This is a genomic window from Devosia sp. FKR38 (assembly GCF_005222805.1).
In the GTDB taxonomy this organism is placed as follows: domain Bacteria; phylum Pseudomonadota; class Alphaproteobacteria; order Rhizobiales; family Devosiaceae; genus Devosia.
This window is the reverse complement of record NZ_STGC01000005.1, coordinates 1,478,998-1,495,165: the sequence shown is the minus strand read 5'-3', so window position 1 is coordinate 1,495,165 and position 16,168 is coordinate 1,478,998. Positions and strand designations below refer to the sequence as shown.

The 16,168-nt window shown below is 65.6% G+C and carries 15 protein-coding genes; 8 read left to right on the top strand and 7 right to left on the bottom strand.

What is annotated here, in order from left to right; genetic code table 11:
- Positions 1-313 precede the first annotated feature (313 nt).
- The 4 genes from E8M79_RS12130 to E8M79_RS12115 all read left to right on the top strand — a co-directional run bounded on the left by E8M79_RS12130 (position 314) and on the right by E8M79_RS12115 (position 3,352).
- Complete coding sequence (locus E8M79_RS12130) at positions 314-991, top strand: glutathione S-transferase family protein (protein WP_171015841.1); 678 nt, start codon at positions 314-316, stop codon at positions 989-991.
- Complete coding sequence (locus tag E8M79_RS12125; protein ID WP_248304980.1) at positions 988-1,413, top strand: DUF1489 domain-containing protein; 426 nt, start codon at positions 988-990, stop codon at positions 1,411-1,413. The genes E8M79_RS12130 and E8M79_RS12125 overlap by 4 nt, the downstream gene beginning before the upstream one ends.
- A gap of 88 nt (positions 1,414-1,501) precedes the next feature.
- On the top strand, positions 1,502-2,347 hold the full coding sequence (locus E8M79_RS12120; RefSeq protein WP_137152150.1) for a division plane positioning ATPase MipZ: 846 nt from the start codon (positions 1,502-1,504) through the stop codon (positions 2,345-2,347).
- A gap of 96 nt (positions 2,348-2,443) precedes the next feature.
- Positions 2,444-3,352 carry a division plane positioning ATPase MipZ gene (locus tag E8M79_RS12115; RefSeq protein WP_137152149.1) on the top strand — a complete coding sequence of 303 codons (909 nt, stop codon included), beginning with the start codon at positions 2,444-2,446 and terminating at the stop codon, positions 3,350-3,352.
- A gap of 22 nt (positions 3,353-3,374) precedes the next feature.
- Here the strand turns inward: E8M79_RS12115 and E8M79_RS12110 are convergent, their stop codons facing one another.
- Positions 3,375-3,644, bottom strand: coding sequence for a hypothetical protein (locus tag E8M79_RS12110; RefSeq protein ID WP_137152148.1), 270 nt, complete (start codon positions 3,642-3,644; stop codon positions 3,375-3,377).
- A gap of 84 nt (positions 3,645-3,728) precedes the next feature.
- Positions 3,729-5,285, bottom strand: coding sequence for a D-alanyl-D-alanine carboxypeptidase (locus E8M79_RS12105; protein WP_137152147.1), 1,557 nt, complete (start codon positions 5,283-5,285; stop codon positions 3,729-3,731).
- 564 nt (positions 5,286-5,849) lie between these two features.
- Here E8M79_RS12105 and clpS point away from each other — a divergent pair.
- From clpS to E8M79_RS12090, 3 genes are all read left to right on the top strand, one after another.
- Complete coding sequence (clpS, locus tag E8M79_RS12100; RefSeq protein ID WP_137152146.1) at positions 5,850-6,254, top strand: ATP-dependent Clp protease adapter ClpS; 405 nt, start codon at positions 5,850-5,852, stop codon at positions 6,252-6,254.
- A 9-nt stretch (positions 6,255-6,263) separates the two neighbouring features.
- Positions 6,264-8,603, top strand: coding sequence for an ATP-dependent Clp protease ATP-binding subunit ClpA (gene clpA, locus E8M79_RS12095; RefSeq protein WP_137152145.1), 2,340 nt, complete (start codon positions 6,264-6,266; stop codon positions 8,601-8,603).
- Positions 8,604-8,782: 179 nt separating this feature from the next.
- Positions 8,783-9,823: a copper chaperone PCu(A)C gene (locus E8M79_RS12090; protein WP_137152144.1), complete on the top strand. Its 1,041-nt coding sequence runs from the start codon at positions 8,783-8,785 to the stop codon at positions 9,821-9,823.
- A 92-nt stretch (positions 9,824-9,915) separates the two neighbouring features.
- Here the strand turns inward: E8M79_RS12090 and E8M79_RS12085 are convergent, their stop codons facing one another.
- From E8M79_RS12085 to E8M79_RS12065, 5 genes are all read right to left on the bottom strand, one after another.
- Positions 9,916-11,166, bottom strand: coding sequence for an ABC transporter permease (locus tag E8M79_RS12085; protein WP_137152143.1), 1,251 nt, complete (start codon positions 11,164-11,166; stop codon positions 9,916-9,918).
- Positions 11,163-11,840 carry an ATP-binding cassette domain-containing protein gene (locus E8M79_RS12080; protein WP_137152142.1) on the bottom strand — a complete coding sequence of 226 codons (678 nt, stop codon included), beginning with the start codon at positions 11,838-11,840 and terminating at the stop codon, positions 11,163-11,165. The genes E8M79_RS12085 and E8M79_RS12080 overlap by 4 nt, the downstream gene beginning before the upstream one ends.
- Before the next feature lie 9 nt (positions 11,841-11,849).
- On the bottom strand, positions 11,850-12,281 hold the full coding sequence (locus E8M79_RS12075) for a hypothetical protein (protein ID WP_137152141.1): 432 nt from the start codon (positions 12,279-12,281) through the stop codon (positions 11,850-11,852).
- Positions 12,282-12,422: 141 nt separating this feature from the next.
- Positions 12,423-13,952, bottom strand: coding sequence for an alkaline phosphatase (locus E8M79_RS12070; protein ID WP_137152140.1), 1,530 nt, complete (start codon positions 13,950-13,952; stop codon positions 12,423-12,425).
- A 152-nt stretch (positions 13,953-14,104) separates the two neighbouring features.
- Positions 14,105-14,758 carry a DUF1275 family protein gene (locus tag E8M79_RS12065; RefSeq protein ID WP_171015840.1) on the bottom strand — a complete coding sequence of 218 codons (654 nt, stop codon included), beginning with the start codon at positions 14,756-14,758 and terminating at the stop codon, positions 14,105-14,107.
- A gap of 139 nt (positions 14,759-14,897) precedes the next feature.
- Here E8M79_RS12065 and E8M79_RS12060 point away from each other — a divergent pair, with 139 nt between their 5' ends.
- Positions 14,898-15,908 (top strand): zinc-dependent alcohol dehydrogenase family protein, encoded by a 1,011-nt coding sequence (locus E8M79_RS12060; RefSeq protein WP_137152138.1) that lies wholly within the window; start codon positions 14,898-14,900, stop codon positions 15,906-15,908.
- Positions 15,909-16,168: the final 260 nt, after the last annotated feature.

The following is a 16,168-nucleotide window of genomic DNA, read 5'->3' as shown; positions in this document are numbered from 1 at the left end:
CCGGCGGCGAGTGTGGCATCTTGGCCGCTTGCAAAGCTTTTGTGACGGGGTTAACGATTTATGACCGGGTGAGGTGTGCGCGCAACGCCACCGCGGAGCCCGGCGTGAACGGCTGACAAGGAGCGACTGATGCGGAGTCAACCGAAGGCCACCATGTGGCGTGCAGCGACCTGGACTTTGGTCTGCCTGCTTTCGATGGGACTGGTATTGACGGTAGTTGCTGGCGTCTGACGCCGGGGTTATTCACTGACATGGATTTGGGAGGGCGCCCCGGCCACTGGGGCGCCCTTCTGCTTGCAAAGGGAGCGGTCTGATGAAGCTGTTGATCGGCAATCGCAATTATTCCACCTGGTCGCTGCGGCCCTGGCTGGTGCTGAGGCATTTCGACATCCCCTTCGAGGATGAGGTGCTGCAGCTCTCCGGCCCGCGCTGGCGCGAGACGCTGGCCGAGCGCTCGCCCACCGGCAAGGTGCCGCTGTTGATCGATGGCGATCTGGTGCTGCCCGAGACCATCGCCATCATCGAATATCTGGCCGATTGCTTTCCCGACAAAGCCATCTGGCCGGCTGATCGCACCCAGCGCGCACTGGCGCGGGCTGCCGCGGCCGAGATGCATGCAGGCTTTTCCGCCCTGCGCAGCCATGCGCCGATGAACCTGCGGGCGTCCCATCCCGGCCGCGTCGATGCCGATCTGGTGGCGCGGGACCTGCATCGCCTCGAAACCCTGTGGGGCGGCCTGCTGGACCGCTCGGGCGGACCGTTCCTGTTTGGCGCCTTCACGGCGGCCGACGCCATGTATGCGCCGGTGGCCACCCGCATCCGCACCTATGATCTGGCGGTGTCCGACCGGGCCAGCGCCTATGTCGACGCCATCTATGCGCTGCCGGCCTTCCAGGACTGGCTGGCCCAGGCCCTGCATGAACCCTGGGTGGTCGATGACGACGAGATCGATGTCATCCAGGGCCGGGTCAAGCCGGGGACCCTGGCATGATCCATATGATCAAGCTGTGCGTGGGCGTCTCCAGCTTTGAGGAGCTGGAGAGCTATCGCAATGAGCGTGCCCATTGGTGGGGGGCGAACTACGGCGAGGATGTGCATGTGCATCGCACCCGCATGATGCCCAAGCGCGCCGAGGAGATGGAGGGGAAATCCTCGATCTACTGGGTCATTGCGGGGCAGGTGGTGTGCCGCCAGCCCATCCTGCGGCTGGCGCCCTATACCGATGCCGAGGGCAAAACCTACTGCGACATTATCCTGTCGCCCGAGCTGATCCGCACATTGCCCTATCCCAAGCGGCCCTTTCAGGGCTGGCGCTATCTCAAGCCCGAGGACGCGCCGCCGGATCTGGGCGCCAATGAGAATGCCGAGTCGCTGGCGCTGGCGGCGGACCTGGCCAAGCTGGGGCTCATATAGGCCTGCGCAGCGCTCGGGATTAAGGCTCTGTTAACCATAAAAGCCCTTGTTGGTGCAGACGTATTTTGCACTGATTTGGGAGTCGGCGATGGCACGACGCGGAGCGCATGTCATTGTGGTGGGCAATGAGAAGGGCGGGTCGGGCAAGTCGACCACGGCCTTCCACCTGGCCATCTATCTGCTGCATGCCGGCCATCGCGTGGCCAGCCTGGATGTGGACAGCCGGCAGCAGACGCTGACCCATTATGTGCGCAACCGCCGCGCCTATGGGCGCGAAAAGGGCCTCGATCTGCCCAATCCCAAGCATTTCCACCTGCCGTCGGCCTGGGGCGATTCCGTCAAGGAAAACCAGCAGGCCGAGTTCGACATGTTCCGCCGCGCCATTGGCGAGGTCGAGGACAGCGTGGACTATGTGATCATCGACACGCCCGGCTTTGACACCAATCTGACCCGTCTGGCCCATTCCATGGCCGATACGCTGGTCACCCCGGTCAACGACAGCCTGATCGACATCAATGTGCTGGCCCGGCTCGACCCCGAGACGGGCGTGCCGATCTCGACCAGCCACTATGCGCGCCTGGTGCAGCGCGCCCGGTCCGAGCGCCTGGCCGTCACCGGCGAGAGCGTGGACTGGGTGCTGGTGCGCAACCGCATTTCCATGCTGGGCTCGCGCAATGCGCGCCAGGTGCATGCCACGCTCGAAGCCATCGGCACCCGCTTCGGCTGCCGGGTTGCCGACGGCATAGCCGAGCGCGTCATCTTCCGCTCGCTCTTCCCCACGGGCCTGACCGTGTTCGATCCGCTGGACGATGTGGTGGGGTCCGAGGCGGCCAGCGTCTCGCATGTGGCGGCGCGGCAGGAATATCGCAATCTGGTGCTGTCGCTGAATCTGCCGCAGCCGCAGGTACTTGAACCGATGCGCCTCTCCGCCTGAGCGCGACGTTAAGCGTTTAACCTTTATTCACCATGAGGCGGCTTGCCAGCGCGGCCGCCAGGCCGGACAATTGTGCCGGAATTCTGGGGGATTACGGTGAGCGGGAAAGGCGTACACGTCATTGTCGTTGGCAATGAAAAGGGCGGGTCGGGCAAGTCGACCACGGCCTTTCATCTGGCCATCTATCTGCTGTATCTGGGCTACAAGGTCGCCTCGATTGATGTCGACAGCCGCCAGCAGACGCTGACCCATTATGTGCGCAACCGGCGCAGCTGGGCCAAGAACCGTGACCTGCGCATTCCGCACACCACCCATTTCCATCTGCCCCTGGCACAGACGGATTCGCTGAAGGCCAACAACAGGGTGGAGTTCGACCTGTTCCGCCAGGCGGTGGGGGAGGTGGAGCATGACGCCGATTTCCTCATCATCGATACGCCCGGGTTTGACACCAATCTGACCCGGCTGGCGCATTCGCTGGCCGATACCCTGATCACACCGGTCAACGACAGCCTGATCGATCTCAATGTCATGGCCGAGTTCGATCCGCTCGATGGCGAACCGCGCTCGATGAGCCATTACGCCAGGCTGGTGCAGCGGGCGCGGTCGGAGCGGCTGGCCATCGATGGCAAGACCATTGACTGGGTGCTGGTGCGCAACCGCATCTCCATGCTCAGCTCGCGCAATATGCGCCAGGTGCAGTCGATGCTGGAGCGCATCGCGCTGCGTCTGGGCTGCCGGGTAGCCGACGGCATTGCCGAGCGCGTCATCTTCCGCTCGCTGTTCTCGATGGGGCTGACGGTGTTTGATCCGCTCGACGATGAGGCCCTGTCGGGCCTGCCCACGCTGTCGCATGCCGGCGCGCGGGAAGAGTATCGGAGCCTGGTGGAGGCGCTGAACCTGCCGGTCAGCGAAAAGGCCGAAGCGCGCAGGGCGCTGGCGGCGAGCCGCTCATCGACGGCTGACGCGCGCAACCGCTTCGTCAGCATCATGAACAGCGAGAGCTAGGTCGCGCGGGTGGGGGCGGCGCTCAGCGCTTGCCCAGGTGCAGCAGCACGGCGCGGCCGCCGCCGGGGGCGAACACGTCGATGTCCACATGCACCGGATCCTGCACCATGCGACGGGTGCGGGCCGACAGCGCCAGCACCACGCCCAGCAGGTCGCCGACGCTGCGCTTGCGCGGCAGCAGGCGCTGGGTGATGCCGCTCAGCACGCGGTTGCGCGCCGCCATGTCATCGGCCAGCAGGCTCGAGCGGCCAACGAAATTGGCCAGGTCGATCAGTGCAGTACGTTCGCTCATTGGGCTACTCCAAACACAGGCACCAATTTGCTTCCCCTCGTGGCCGGCAGCGCTGTGGCCCCGGCTCGTTCTTGTCGTCTGGTCTCAGCTCTGCATGGCCAGGCAGCTCATGTTCTGCTGCTTGAGCTGGTTGCACATGGCGGTGGCGTCCTCGCGGCCACCGAAGCCGACGAAGCGGGCGCGGTAGAACACCTGGCCGCTCTTTTCGAAGCGCTCCACATAGGAGCGGAAATCACCGAGCTTGCCGGCCTTGCCAGCGGCGTCGGCCAGCATGGCGCGGGCGCTGTCTTCGGACGGGCCGGCGCCGATCTGCACGACCCAGCTGCCCGGTGCCGTGCCGGTGTCGGCGGTGTCAACGCTGCCCGAGGTCATCAGGTCGACCGCGGCAGGGGCGGCCTGCACATTGGCGGGCGGCACCATGTCGAGCGGGGCGGAGGGCGCGGTCTGGCCCAGGGCCGAGGGCGGCGCGCCCAGATTATAGGTGTCGCTGAGCCAGGCGCCGATCACGTCCTGGCTGGGATAGGCCGCTTCGGGCGCCTGGGTGGGGGCGGCCAGCGTATTGGCGGCCTGCACGGCCGGCTGCAGCCCGAGGTCGGCGGGCATGGGGGCGGGCATGGGCGCAGTGGTGTCGGCCAGGGCCACCTGCGGCGCGGCCTGGTTGAGCGGCGCCTGCGGCAACGCGCCATTGGCGGCGACCAGCTGCGCCAGGCGGAAGCCGGGCAGGGGCATGGGCACCACAAAGACCGGGGTTGCCGATGGCGACTGCGCCACGGCGACCTGCACGGCGCCGCCCTGGCGGCCCGGCTGGGCGATCTGGGCCAGGTAGGTGCCGCTGCGGGCCTTGGGCAGATAGGTGGCGACCAGGTTGCGCACCTTCTCGTCGCGGGCGCCGGCCGAGTTGAAGCCGAAGGCGACGACAACGATGTGGCGGCCATCCTTGCGGGCGGCGGTCAGCAGGTTGGAGCCGGCGGCATTGATATAGCCGGTCTTGATGCCGTCCACGGCGCCCATATAGCCCAGCACGCGGTTGTGGTTGCCATAGGTCGACTTGCCGTAGCTGAAGCTGCGGGTCTGGAAGAACTCATAGTAGTTCGGAAAATGCTGATAGACCGCGATGCCCAGGATCGCCTGGTCGCGCACCGTGGTCACCTGGCCGCCGTCGGGCAGGCCCGAGGCATTGCGATAGGTGGTGTTGCGCATGCCCAGGGCACGGGCGGTGGCGGTCATGCGTTCGGCGAAGCGTTCCTCAGAGCCCGAGATATGCTCGGCGATGACGCGGGCCATGTCATTGGCCGACAGGGTCACCAGCGATTTGATGGCATTTTCCACCGTGATGGTGGAGCCGGCGCGCAGGCCGAGCTTGGTGGGCACGGCGGCGGCGGCATGGGCCGATACGGTCATCTTGGTGGAGAGCTGCAGATTGCCCGCGCTCAGTTCCTGGAACAGGACATAGAGCGTCATCACCTTGGTGACCGAGGCCGGATAGCGACGGCTGTCGGCCGCCTCTTCATACATGACCTTGCCGGATTTGGCGTCGACCACGATGCCGGCATATTTGCGCAGATTGTCGATGGCATGGGCAGGCGCCATGGTGGGCGCTGTGACGGCGAGAGCCACGAGAACCGTGGCAAGGGCGCGCATGAAAACGATGCGCCATGGGGATTTCGCCTGGGAAGCCACCCGATACTCCAATACTCTCGTGCACTTCTGTGCCCGTACGCAACAACACCTGGCCTGTCCGGAGGAGCCCCACGCACCCGTACACGCCAATAACGTTGCCGACCTTAGTGGTCCCCCGTTACGAATCCGTAAAATGCTGTCGATTTTGGCTGGGGTGTGGAAACTGGGTGACGATGGCCCGGCGATTCCGCGGCGGGGCAGTTGCCATCCTGCTGGGTCAGGTCCCATCTGTGGGCGTTCGGCCTGTGAACGCCCGGGCATCGCGCACAACCGGAAAGCGATCAGTTACCGATCGGAGTCGGTGGAAGGCGCGTCGATGCCGGTGGGTTCAACAGGCTGATGCGCCCCGTGCCGGACTCGGATACAAGCCCTTCTGACGCCGGCAAAGGCCGATTTGCCGGCCAAATCCCTGCAATTGCTGACATCACAAATTCGGGACTGCATGCCCCTTAACACGGGGCCGAATTTGCCTACATAATGCTGCTCACCATGCTGCTTCGTTTCTCTCACGACAGATGTACCGCCATGACTTTCGATGACCTCCTCGCACGAACCGACGAGGCCCCAGCCGCGCTGCGTCTGGCGCCCGGGACTGCCCATGCGGGGCCAGACAAGCACGAACCGGGCAAGGGTGGCACCGAAACGGGCACCATCACCAAGACCCGGCCCAAGACCAAGCGGCCAAATCTGTACCGCGTGGTGCTGCTCAATGACGACTACACGCCGATGGAGTTCGTCATTCTCGTTCTGCAGGACGTCTTCAACAAATCGCGTGAAGAGGCCGTGCAGATCATGCTGCATGTTCACCAGAAGGGGGTGGGTGAGTGCGGCATCTATCCATACGAGGTCGCTGAAACCAAGGTGACCCGCGTCATGGATACGGCACGCAAGAACCAGCATCCGCTGCAATGCGTGATGGAAAAGCAATAGGAACATCATATGCCCTCATTTTCTCGCGGACTTGAAAAGGCTCTGCATCAGGCGATGAACCTGGCGCGTGAGCGCAACCATGAGTTCGCTACGCTCGAACACCTCTTGCTCGCCCTGACCGACGATCGGGAAACCATCGCCGTGCTCACCGGCTGCGATGTCGATGTCGACGCGCTCAAGAGCGACCTCGAAGATTTCATCAATGAAGAGCTCGACAGCCTGATCGTGGCCAATGGCCAGGATGCCCGGCCGACTGCGGCCTTCCAGCGCGTGATCCAGCGCGCGGTGATCCATGTGCAGTCATCGGGTCGCGAAGAGGTGACCGGTGCCAATGTGCTGGTGGCCATCTTTGCCGAGCGCGAAAGCCATGCCGCCTATTTCCTCGAACAGCAGGACATGAGCCGGCTGGACGCGGTCAATTTCATCAGCCACGGCATCACCAAGTCGGGTCCCAGCGAGGAGCGCAAGGTGCGCGGTGCCGAGGATGGCGAAAACCACGCCGAAGGTGGTGCCGAGGCCAAGAAGAGCTCGGCCTTGGCCGATTTCTGCGTCAACCTCAACGAGAAGGCCCGCCTGGGCAAGATCGATCCGCTGATCGGCCGCGATGCCGAGCTGCGCCGCACCATCCAGGTGCTGTGCCGCCGCTCGAAGAACAATCCGCTCTATGTCGGCGACGCCGGCGTGGGCAAGACGGCCATTGCCGAGGGCCTGGCCCGCAAGATCATCGAGGGCGATGTGCCCGAAGTGCTCAAGGAAGCGGTCATCTATTCGCTCGACATGGGTTCGCTGCTTGCCGGCACGCGCTATCGCGGTGATTTCGAGGAGCGCCTCAAGGCGGTGATGAAGGAGCTCGAAAAGCTCCCCAATTCGGTGCTGTTCATCGACGAAATCCACACCATGATCGGCGCCGGCGCCACCTCGGGCGGCGCGCTCGATGCCTCCAACCTGCTCAAGCCGGCTCTCGCCTCGGGCGCGATCCGCTGCATCGGCTCGACCACCTACAAGGAATATCGCCAGTTCTTCGAAAAGGACCGGGCGCTGGTCCGCCGTTTCCAGAAGATCGACGTGAATGAGCCGACGGTTCCGGACGCCATCGAGATTGTCAAAGGCCTGCGCCCCTATTTCGAGGCCTTCCACAAGGTCACCTATACCGACGACGCCCTCAAGGCCGCCGTCGAGCTCAGCGCCCGCTACATCAACGACCGCAAGCTGCCCGACAAGGCCATCGACGTGCTCGATGAAACCGGTGCGGCGCAGATGCTGGTCACCGCCGACAAGCGCAAGAAGATCATCGATGTCGAGGACATTGAGGCGACCATCGCCACCATTGCGCGCATTCCGCCCAAGTCGGTCAGCAAGTCCGATGCGGAACTGCTGGGCAGTCTCGAGCAGAGCCTGAAAACCGTGGTGTTCGGCCAGGATGCCGCCATCACGGCCCTGTCCTCGGCCATCAAGCTGGCCCGGGCCGGCCTGCGGGAACCGGAAAAGCCGATTGGCTCGTATCTGTTCACCGGCCCCACTGGCGTGGGCAAGACCGAAGTCGCCAAGCAGCTGGCCGATACGCTCGGTGTCGAACTGCTGCGCTTTGACATGTCCGAATATATGGAGCGCCACACGGTCAGCCGGCTGATTGGTGCCCCGCCGGGCTATGTCGGCTTTGACCAGGGCGGTCTGCTCACCGATGGCGTCGACCAGAACCCGCATTGCGTGGTGCTGCTCGACGAAATCGAGAAGGCCCATCCCGATCTCTACAACATCCTGTTGCAGGTCATGGACCATGGCAAGCTGACCGATCACACCGGCAAGTCGGTGGATTTCCGCAATGTCATCCTGATCATGACGTCCAATGTGGGCGCCAGCGAATTGGCCCGCAGCCCAATCGGCTTCGGTCGCAAGCGCGAGCAGGGCGACGATGAAGAGGCGATCAACCGCACCTTCACGCCCGAGTTCCGCAATCGTCTGGATGCGATCATCTCGTTTGCCCCGCTGCCGCGCGAAGTCGTGCGCCGCGTGGTCGAGAAGTTCGTGCTCCAGCTCGAAGGCCAGCTGGCCGAGCGCGGTGTCACCATTGTGCTGCAGCCCGCTGCCGCCGACTGGCTGGCCGAGCGCGGCTATGACGAGCGCATGGGCGCGCGCCCGCTGGGCCGCGTCATCCAGGAGCACATCAAAAAGCCCCTGGCTGAACATGTGCTGTTTGGGGAACTGGTCAACGGCGGCACCGTCACCGTCGCCGTGCTGGGCGAAGGCCCCGACGCCAAGCTCGAACTGATCGCCGTCCCCCCACGCCCCGCAAAGCCCAAGGCCCTGCCCAAGCCGAAAAAGCCCAAGGCAACGGCCGAGAAGAGCTAGAGCGGATTAGATTGAGACAATGAAAGAGGCCCGGAGCGATCCGGGCCTTTTTTGTTTGCCCCTCGGGGGCATGATTTTTCGCGTTCGGTCAGTTTCTCCGGCGCAAAGGAACAAAAAAACTCGCCTTGGCTTTGCAGCCAAACTCGTTGCGCCCTAGCGTGCCGGCCAGGAGACAGGCGATGCAAGTGGTTGAAACACCGGAGATTTGGGCGCTGTCGGCGCCGCGGCGCCTGTCGATTGCGCAGGTCAAGGCGACCGCCGCCGCGCTGTCGCCGCAGCTGGACGCCGAGATTGCCCGGGTTGGCATGGTGGCCAGCGCGCCCTGGATCTTTATCGCTCGCGATCTGCCCAGGGATGGCAAGACGCTGTTTGATTGGCGCATCTGTCGCCCGGTGGCGGCGCCGCTGCCCTATGACGGGCCGTTCGAGCTGATCCATCTCGCGCCGATCATGGTGGCCAGCGCGGTGCATCGGGGCCCGCTGCGTACGCTGTTCACCCAGGGCTATGCGCCCCTTGTCGAAGCGATCAGCCAGTCCCGCCATGTGTTGTCCGGCGAAAGCCGCGAGGTCTATCGCCGCTATGACGGGCCGGGCGCATCCTATCAGGAAATCGAGATTCAGTTTGGGCTGGATCGCTTGGGCAGGCCGGCAGGGCCCGTCGTCCCCGTGCCGCCTGTCACGCCAGCGTCACCAAGCTCTTCTATCGAAGTAATGTTACATCATTACGGAGACTGGCCGATGCTGCGCCCCACCCTTATTGCCCTGTTGTGCCTGCTGCCGCTGCAGTCGGTGCTGGCAGAGGATGAGCATGACCATGTGGCCAGTGTCGGCGGCCTGACCGTGGTGCATCCCTGGGCGCGGGCCGCCGCAGCCGGTGGCGACACGCTGGTGTTCTTCGAGATCGACAATGATGGCGCCGCCGTGCAGCTGGCCGGTGCGGCCACCGCCGTCGCGGCCGGTGTCGAGATCGTCGGGGCCACGCTGGGCAACGATGGCACGCTGACTTATCAAAGCGTGGGCCCGGTGCAGATTGCGCCCGGACATTTTGCGCTGGAGCCCGAGGGGCTCGGGCTGCGCCTCTCCGGCCTGACGCAGGCGCTGGTGCAGGGCGAAGACTTTGAGCTGACGGTGGACTTTGGCATGGGCGCGCATCTGGACCTCCATGTCGAAGTCGAGGCTGCCGATGCCAAGGCGCATAGCCATGCTGGCCACAGCCACTAGCATCTGAAGCAATCGGAACCCGGCGGAGAGGCGTAGCTTCCTGGCTCCGCCGGGCTTCTGGTGGGGGAGTCGCGTCAGCGGCTCCCCTTGTCCTATCGCAGGCCGTCGACGACCGGCCGGCGATAGATCAGCACAGCGGGCAGGCTGGCCAGCAGCAGGCCCAGCGCCACCAGGGCGCCGACCAGGCGGAATTCGCTGCTGCCGATCTCGGCCCGCATGGCGACCCCGGTCTGGTTGGCCAGCAGTTCGGAGACAATGGCGGCAAAGCCCCAGCCGAGCAGCAGGCCCGCGATGGCCCCGGTGACGATGAGCGCGGCGACATAGACCCAGACGGTGGCAAAGACGAAGCCGCGCGACGCCCCCAGCGCCCGCAGCACGGCAAATTGCTGGCGCTGCAGATCGAGAATGGCGACGATCCCGGCCAGGATCGCCGCGACCACCAGGGCCTGGGCGGCCAGGGTCAGCGCACTCATGATGGCGGTGGCGTCGCCCAGCAGCGCATAGAGTTCGACCAGCACTTCGGCGGGGAAAAACGCCGTCGACTGCGGCGTGCGATAGGCGCCGCGCAGGCCATAGGCGGCGGCCACGTCCACCGGCTTGACCACTACGGCGGGCAGGCCGGGCAGGCTGTCGGGGTCAAAGGGCGGGCCGATGTGGCTGTCGCCGGGCCGGTGGCCGGTGCCCAGGCCATGGGCCGACCAGTTGTATTCGATCGGCACCACCACGGCGCGGTCCCAGGGCGTGCCCGTGGGCTGCATGCGGCCAGTGATGGTGATGGTGGGGTGGTCGCCATCGCCGCCGGGAACAGCTGCGCCGGCGGCGATGGCATCGGCGGCGGCATCGGCATCGGTGCCTGTGGCGCCGCCATGGCCGTGCGACACTTCAAGCTGGTCGCCGATGGCATGGGGCGACAGGGCGCCGACCACGGCCTCGTTCAGCGCGGTAAAGACGCGGCCCTCGGCCAGCCCGCCCGACAGATGCTCGACAAAGGCGGCGGTGGTGCCCACGACCGGCGCATCGCCAATGGCGTCGCCAAAGCCGATCGGGGCGACGAACTCGGCCTGGTCGTCTTCGAGCAGCAGGCGGGTAATGGCCGGATCGAGCAGCGGCACGGCGCTGGGGTCGAGATAGACGGTGGAGAACAGCACGTCATTGTGGCTGCCGGGCGCGGCGACGATGAGGTCGAACTTGTCGGCGGCGCGGGCGCTGCCCAGGCGCAGGGCGCGTTCCTGGGCGGAAATGGCGATGCCCAGGGCGACGGTCAGCGCGACAATGGCGATGAACAGGATGGCGGTGAAGCGGTTGCGGCGCAGCGAGGCCCAGGCAATGGGAAAAGGGTTCATGCGGTCGCCTCGCTGTGGCGGGTGCGGCCATGTTCGAGCAGCACAGTGGTGCCGGCCTGGGCGCGCAGGGCGGCATCATGGGTGGCCACCAGCACGGTGCGGCCCTGGCCCAGCGCCAGATCGCGTAACACGGCGATGACGGTTTGACCCGAAGTGGCGTCGAGGCTGGCGGTGGGTTCATCGGCAAAGATGACAGCGGGATCGCCGATCAGCGCCCGGGCAATGGCGACGCGCTGCTGCTCGCCGCGCGACAGCAGCGCGACATGGGCGCGCCGCTGCGGCACCTCGAGCTGGTCAAGCAGGGCGATGGCGCGGGGCCGCGCCGCCTTGGCCGAGACATGGTCGAACCAGACCGGCACCAGCACATTGTCGAGCGGGCTCAGTTCCTCGATCAGGTGAAAATTCTGGAAGATGAAGCCGGCGTGCCGGCGGCGCCAGCGGTCGCGCTGGCTCTCGCCCAGCCGGGCGAGATCCTGGCCGGCCCAGGTGACGCTGCCGGCATCGGGGCGCAGCAGGCCCGACAGCAGATAGAGCAGGGTGGATTTGCCCGAGCCGGACGGACCGGCCAGGGCGGTCAGCGTGCCCGGCGCCAGGGTCAGCTCTGGCAGGTCAATAATGCCTTCGCCGGCAAAGGCGAGGCGCAGGCCAGAGGCGGCCAGCGACAGTCCGGGCATGGTGTGCTTTCAGAGGCGGGTATAGGTGGTCTCGAGCAGGCGCACCTTGCTGACAAAGCCGGTTGCCGCGTCGGTCTTGACGCCAGTGTCAAAAATGCCTTCCACCCGGATCAGGTTGGAAAAGCGGGTGAATTCCATGTCGCCCTCGAAATAGGAGACGACGATATCATCGGGCCAGTCCGCCGCGTCATTGCAGAAGGGGCAGGTGGCCATGGGGATTTTGGTCAGCACGAAGAAATTGATCTCGGGCTTGAGCGGCGGGGCCATGTAGCCGGTCATTTCGATGCGCTGGCCCTGCAGGGCCATGGCGGTCTCGGAGAGGTCCTTGCCGCGCGCATACATGTCGCGGAAGCGCAGGCTGGGCGTATTGGCAAAGGCCGGGGTGATGCTGGCCAGGAGAGGCGCCGTGGCGAGGGCGCCAAGAAAATTGCGTCTGTCCATGAGCGTGATCCTTCCCGCTGTTGGGCCTCCAGAATAGAGCGGCTGGACGGCATGCGTGTGACACTCACAATGTCGTGAAAGGGCAAGGCCGCCGGCGTGAACCGGCGGCCCCGATGGTCGCGCTGCCGATCTGGCAGCCTCTTACTTGGCGGCGTTCAGTTCAAGCGCCTTGGCCATGACGTGGTAGATCATGTTCTGCTCGATGACACCGTCGAACAGGTAGCTCTGCGGGCCCTGGGCGAAGATGGTGACGTCGTCGCCGGCATGGCTTTCCGAACCCATGGGGATCAGCGCCTGCTGCAGGAAGTCGATATCGGTGGTGTCGACATCCTTGAGGTCAGCGCGGATGGTCAGCGGGGCATCGGCATCGGCGCCTTCCGGACGGGTCGGGGGATTGGCTTCGTCATAGGTCGCAGCGCCCGGGCCGTTCATGTAGCCGAGCGTGGTATAGGCCTTGCCGTCGTCAGCGGTGCCGGCAATGCCCAGGATCGGGTTGCCACGCACCGGGTAGCCGGCAATGCTGAAGACGTGGCTGTGGTCGGCGGTGACCAGGATCAGCGTGTCTTCGGGGTTCACGGCGTCATAGGCAGCCTGCACGGCTTCGGACACGGCGATGGTGTCGGTCAGGGCGCGGGCGGCGTTGCCGGCGTGGTGGGCGTGGTCGACACGGCCACCTTCGACCATCAGCACGTAGCCGGTGTCGTTCTTGCTCAGGATCTCGATGGCCTTGGTGGTCATCTCGGCGATCGAGGGTTCGCCACCGGCATCCTTGGCGCGGTCGGCTTCATACTGCATGTGGCTGCCGTTGAAGAGGCCCAGCACGCGGGTGGTGTCGGCGCCCAGGGCGTCGAAGCCTTCCTGGTTCCACACATAGGCGCCGTCATTGTGCTTGGCCTGCCAGTCAGCGATCAGGTCGCGGCTCTTGCGCGCGCCCATCTTGGTCTCGTCTTCGGGATCCTTCTGGCTGTCGAGCATGAAGTTGGCGCGGCCGCCGCCGAAGACGACTTCAAAGCCGTCACCGAACGACCAGTCGACCAGCTGCGAAGCAATGTCGGCGCACTTGCCAGCGGCATCTTCGGGCAGCTGGGTGTCGTTTTCCCAGTCGCGGGCCACGGTGTGGGCATAGGCGGCAGCCGGGGTGGCGTGGGTGATGCGGGCGGTGGAGATCACGCCGGTGGCAAGGCCAGCTTCCTCAGCCTGTTCGAAGATCGACTTGGTGGTCGAGCCGGCCTGGCTCGCGCAATCTTCCAGCACGGCGGTCTGGTCGACACCGATGGTGCCGTTCAGCGACTTGATGCCCGAGGTGATGGCGGTGGCGGTCGGTGCAGAATCGGCGACCTGGCTGTCATGGGTATAGGTCTTGACCAGGGCGGTGTGCGGCAGCAGCTTTTCGAAGGCGAGCGAATGGCTCTCGCCGTCGACGCCGGCGTTCTGGCCTTCGAGGATGCGGGCAGCGGTGATGGTGGGAACAGACATGCCATCAACGATGAACATGATGACGTTCGTGGCCTTGCCGGTGTTGGGCTTGATGGCTTCCTTGGCGGCAAGTTCAGCCTGGGCGGCGAGGAAGTAGCTGTCATCAGCCTGCGGCAGGGTCGACTGGGCAAAGGCGGGAACCGTGAGAGCGATCACGGATACGCCAGCCACAAGGGCGCGAGCGAAAGAGGTCATAGGAGCTTCCTGGGTGTCGTTGAACGGCCGTAACACGGCTGCGTGAACACTAGGCAGAGCCAATGACAGATCGATTGCAGCTGTGTGACGGTTCCGTCAACGGCTGCGGCAGGGCAGTCTGAGCGGCACGCTGCAACCGGTCCATGGCCGCGCTACCCGATCACCTTGCCCGGTCGCCGCGCCAGGAACGCCATGAAGAATCCCAGGTAGACCAGCGCCGGCACCAGCAGCGCGTTGAGGCCGAGCAGGTAATAGCCCAGGCCGCCCAGCATGCCGCCGGTGAGCAGCGAGGCCCAGACCAGCAAATGCTGGGCCCAGCGCCAGGGCGGGGCCAGTTTGGCCAGTGCGCGGGCGAGGTCCTGCCCGGCGGCAAACAGCGTGCCGGTGACAAAGGTGGTGCCCAGGCGCACCGAGCCGGTCGAGGGCAAGATGGCGTTCTGCGCGCCGGCCCCGGCGGCCAGGATCAGCATGAACTGGCCGGCCGGCACGCCCAGGGCCGACAGCAGTATGGTCACGGCAAAGCTGGCCAGCACCAGGGAGGTGACGGCGGCCGAGCCCCAGCGCGGGCCGGCCTTGATGGCGGCCAGCGACCCCAGCACGCTGCCGAGGAAAAACAGCGAGACCAGCGAGCCGGTCAGCCGGGCGACGTCCCAATTGCCCAGCGTCAGCGCATCGCCCAGCTGGGTGGTGTTGCCGCTGACAAAGGAGGTGAAATGGCCGCCCAGCTCGATAAAGCTCACCACATCGGCAAAGCCGGCGGCGGCCGTGAGCAGCAGGCCCAGGCTGAGCTGTGGGGTAGGGGTCAAGGTCGACTCCGGTGTGGATGGGACGCGAGAGTTGCAAGCCGGTTCGGCCGACGCAAGGGGCTTGTGCGGGTCCAGCGATCTCGGGCAGGCTTGCGCCCGAAACAAAGCCAGAGCCGGAAACCGGCCGGGGGGAGATGACATGCGTGCTGTGCGGCTGGAGGCCATTGGCGCCATGGCGCTGCGGGAGGTGGCCATGCCCGTGGCCGGGCCGGGCGAGGTGCTGGTGCGCGTGCTCGCGGCCGGCATCTGCGGCTCGGATCGCCACATGTATAAGGGCGAATATCCCACCGGGCGCCCGGTGACGCTGGGGCATGAGTTCTGCGGCCGCGTGGAAGCCGTGGGTGCTGGGGTAACCGGCTTTGTCGGCGGCGAGCTGGTGACGGTCGATCCCAATATCGCCTGCGGCACCTGTCCGGCCTGCCGCGCGGGGCGGGTCAATCTCTGTGACAATCTCCTCGCCATTGGCGTATTTCGCGATGGCGGCTTTGCCGAGTTTGTCGCCGTGCCGGCGCAGCAGGCCTTTGTGCTCCCCGATGGGCTTGATCCCGTGCATGGCGCCTTCAGCGAACCGCTGGCCTGTTGCCTGCATGCCCTCGATGTCGCGCGCATTGTGCCGGGTAGCACGGTGGCTGTGCTCGGCGGTGGGGTGATTGGCCTGCTCATGGTGCAATTGGCGCGGCTGGCCGGGGCGGCAGAGGTCGTGCTGGTCACCCGCCAGGCGTCGCGCCGGGCGCTGGCGCTGGAACTGGGCGCCACCGTCGCCATTGATCCGGCGGCGGGCGATGTGGTCGCCGCCGTGCGCGGGCTCAATGGCCGGGGCGTCGATGTGGTGCTCGAATGCGCCGGCGTGCCCGAAACGCTGCAGCAGGGTCTGGGCATGCTGGCCCGTGGCGGGGCGCTGGTGCTGTTCGGCGTCACGCCGGCCGGCGTTGAGGTGCCGGTGCGCCCCTTTGATCTCCTGGTCAACGAGATCCGGCTTGAGGCGGCCTATCTCAATCCGCACACCCATGCCCGCGCCGCCGCCATGGTGGCCAGCGGCGTGCTGGAGCTTGACCGGTTGGTGACCCATGTCGTCGGGCTCGACGACGTCGCGGCGGTGGTCGGCGCGGCGCCGCAACCGGGCGAAATCAAGGTCATCGTGCGGCCCTGAGTCTGCCCCGGCGCGGCGTCCAGCCCGTCAACGCGCCGGCAATCTTTCCTAACGCTTTGCTAACCAAAGCGGGGCAATCCCCGCTGTTCCCGTTGTCCGCTCTGGACAGGAACGAATAAGGAACATATAAGAACATTATAGCAACACGGGAGATGCAGATGCTCACTTTCATCAAGGACTTCGCCGCATTCGTCACGCTGGGCGCCTTCACCGTCGGGTCTTTGGCCTGGATGGATGTGCTGACCCGACTCGTGTGACCG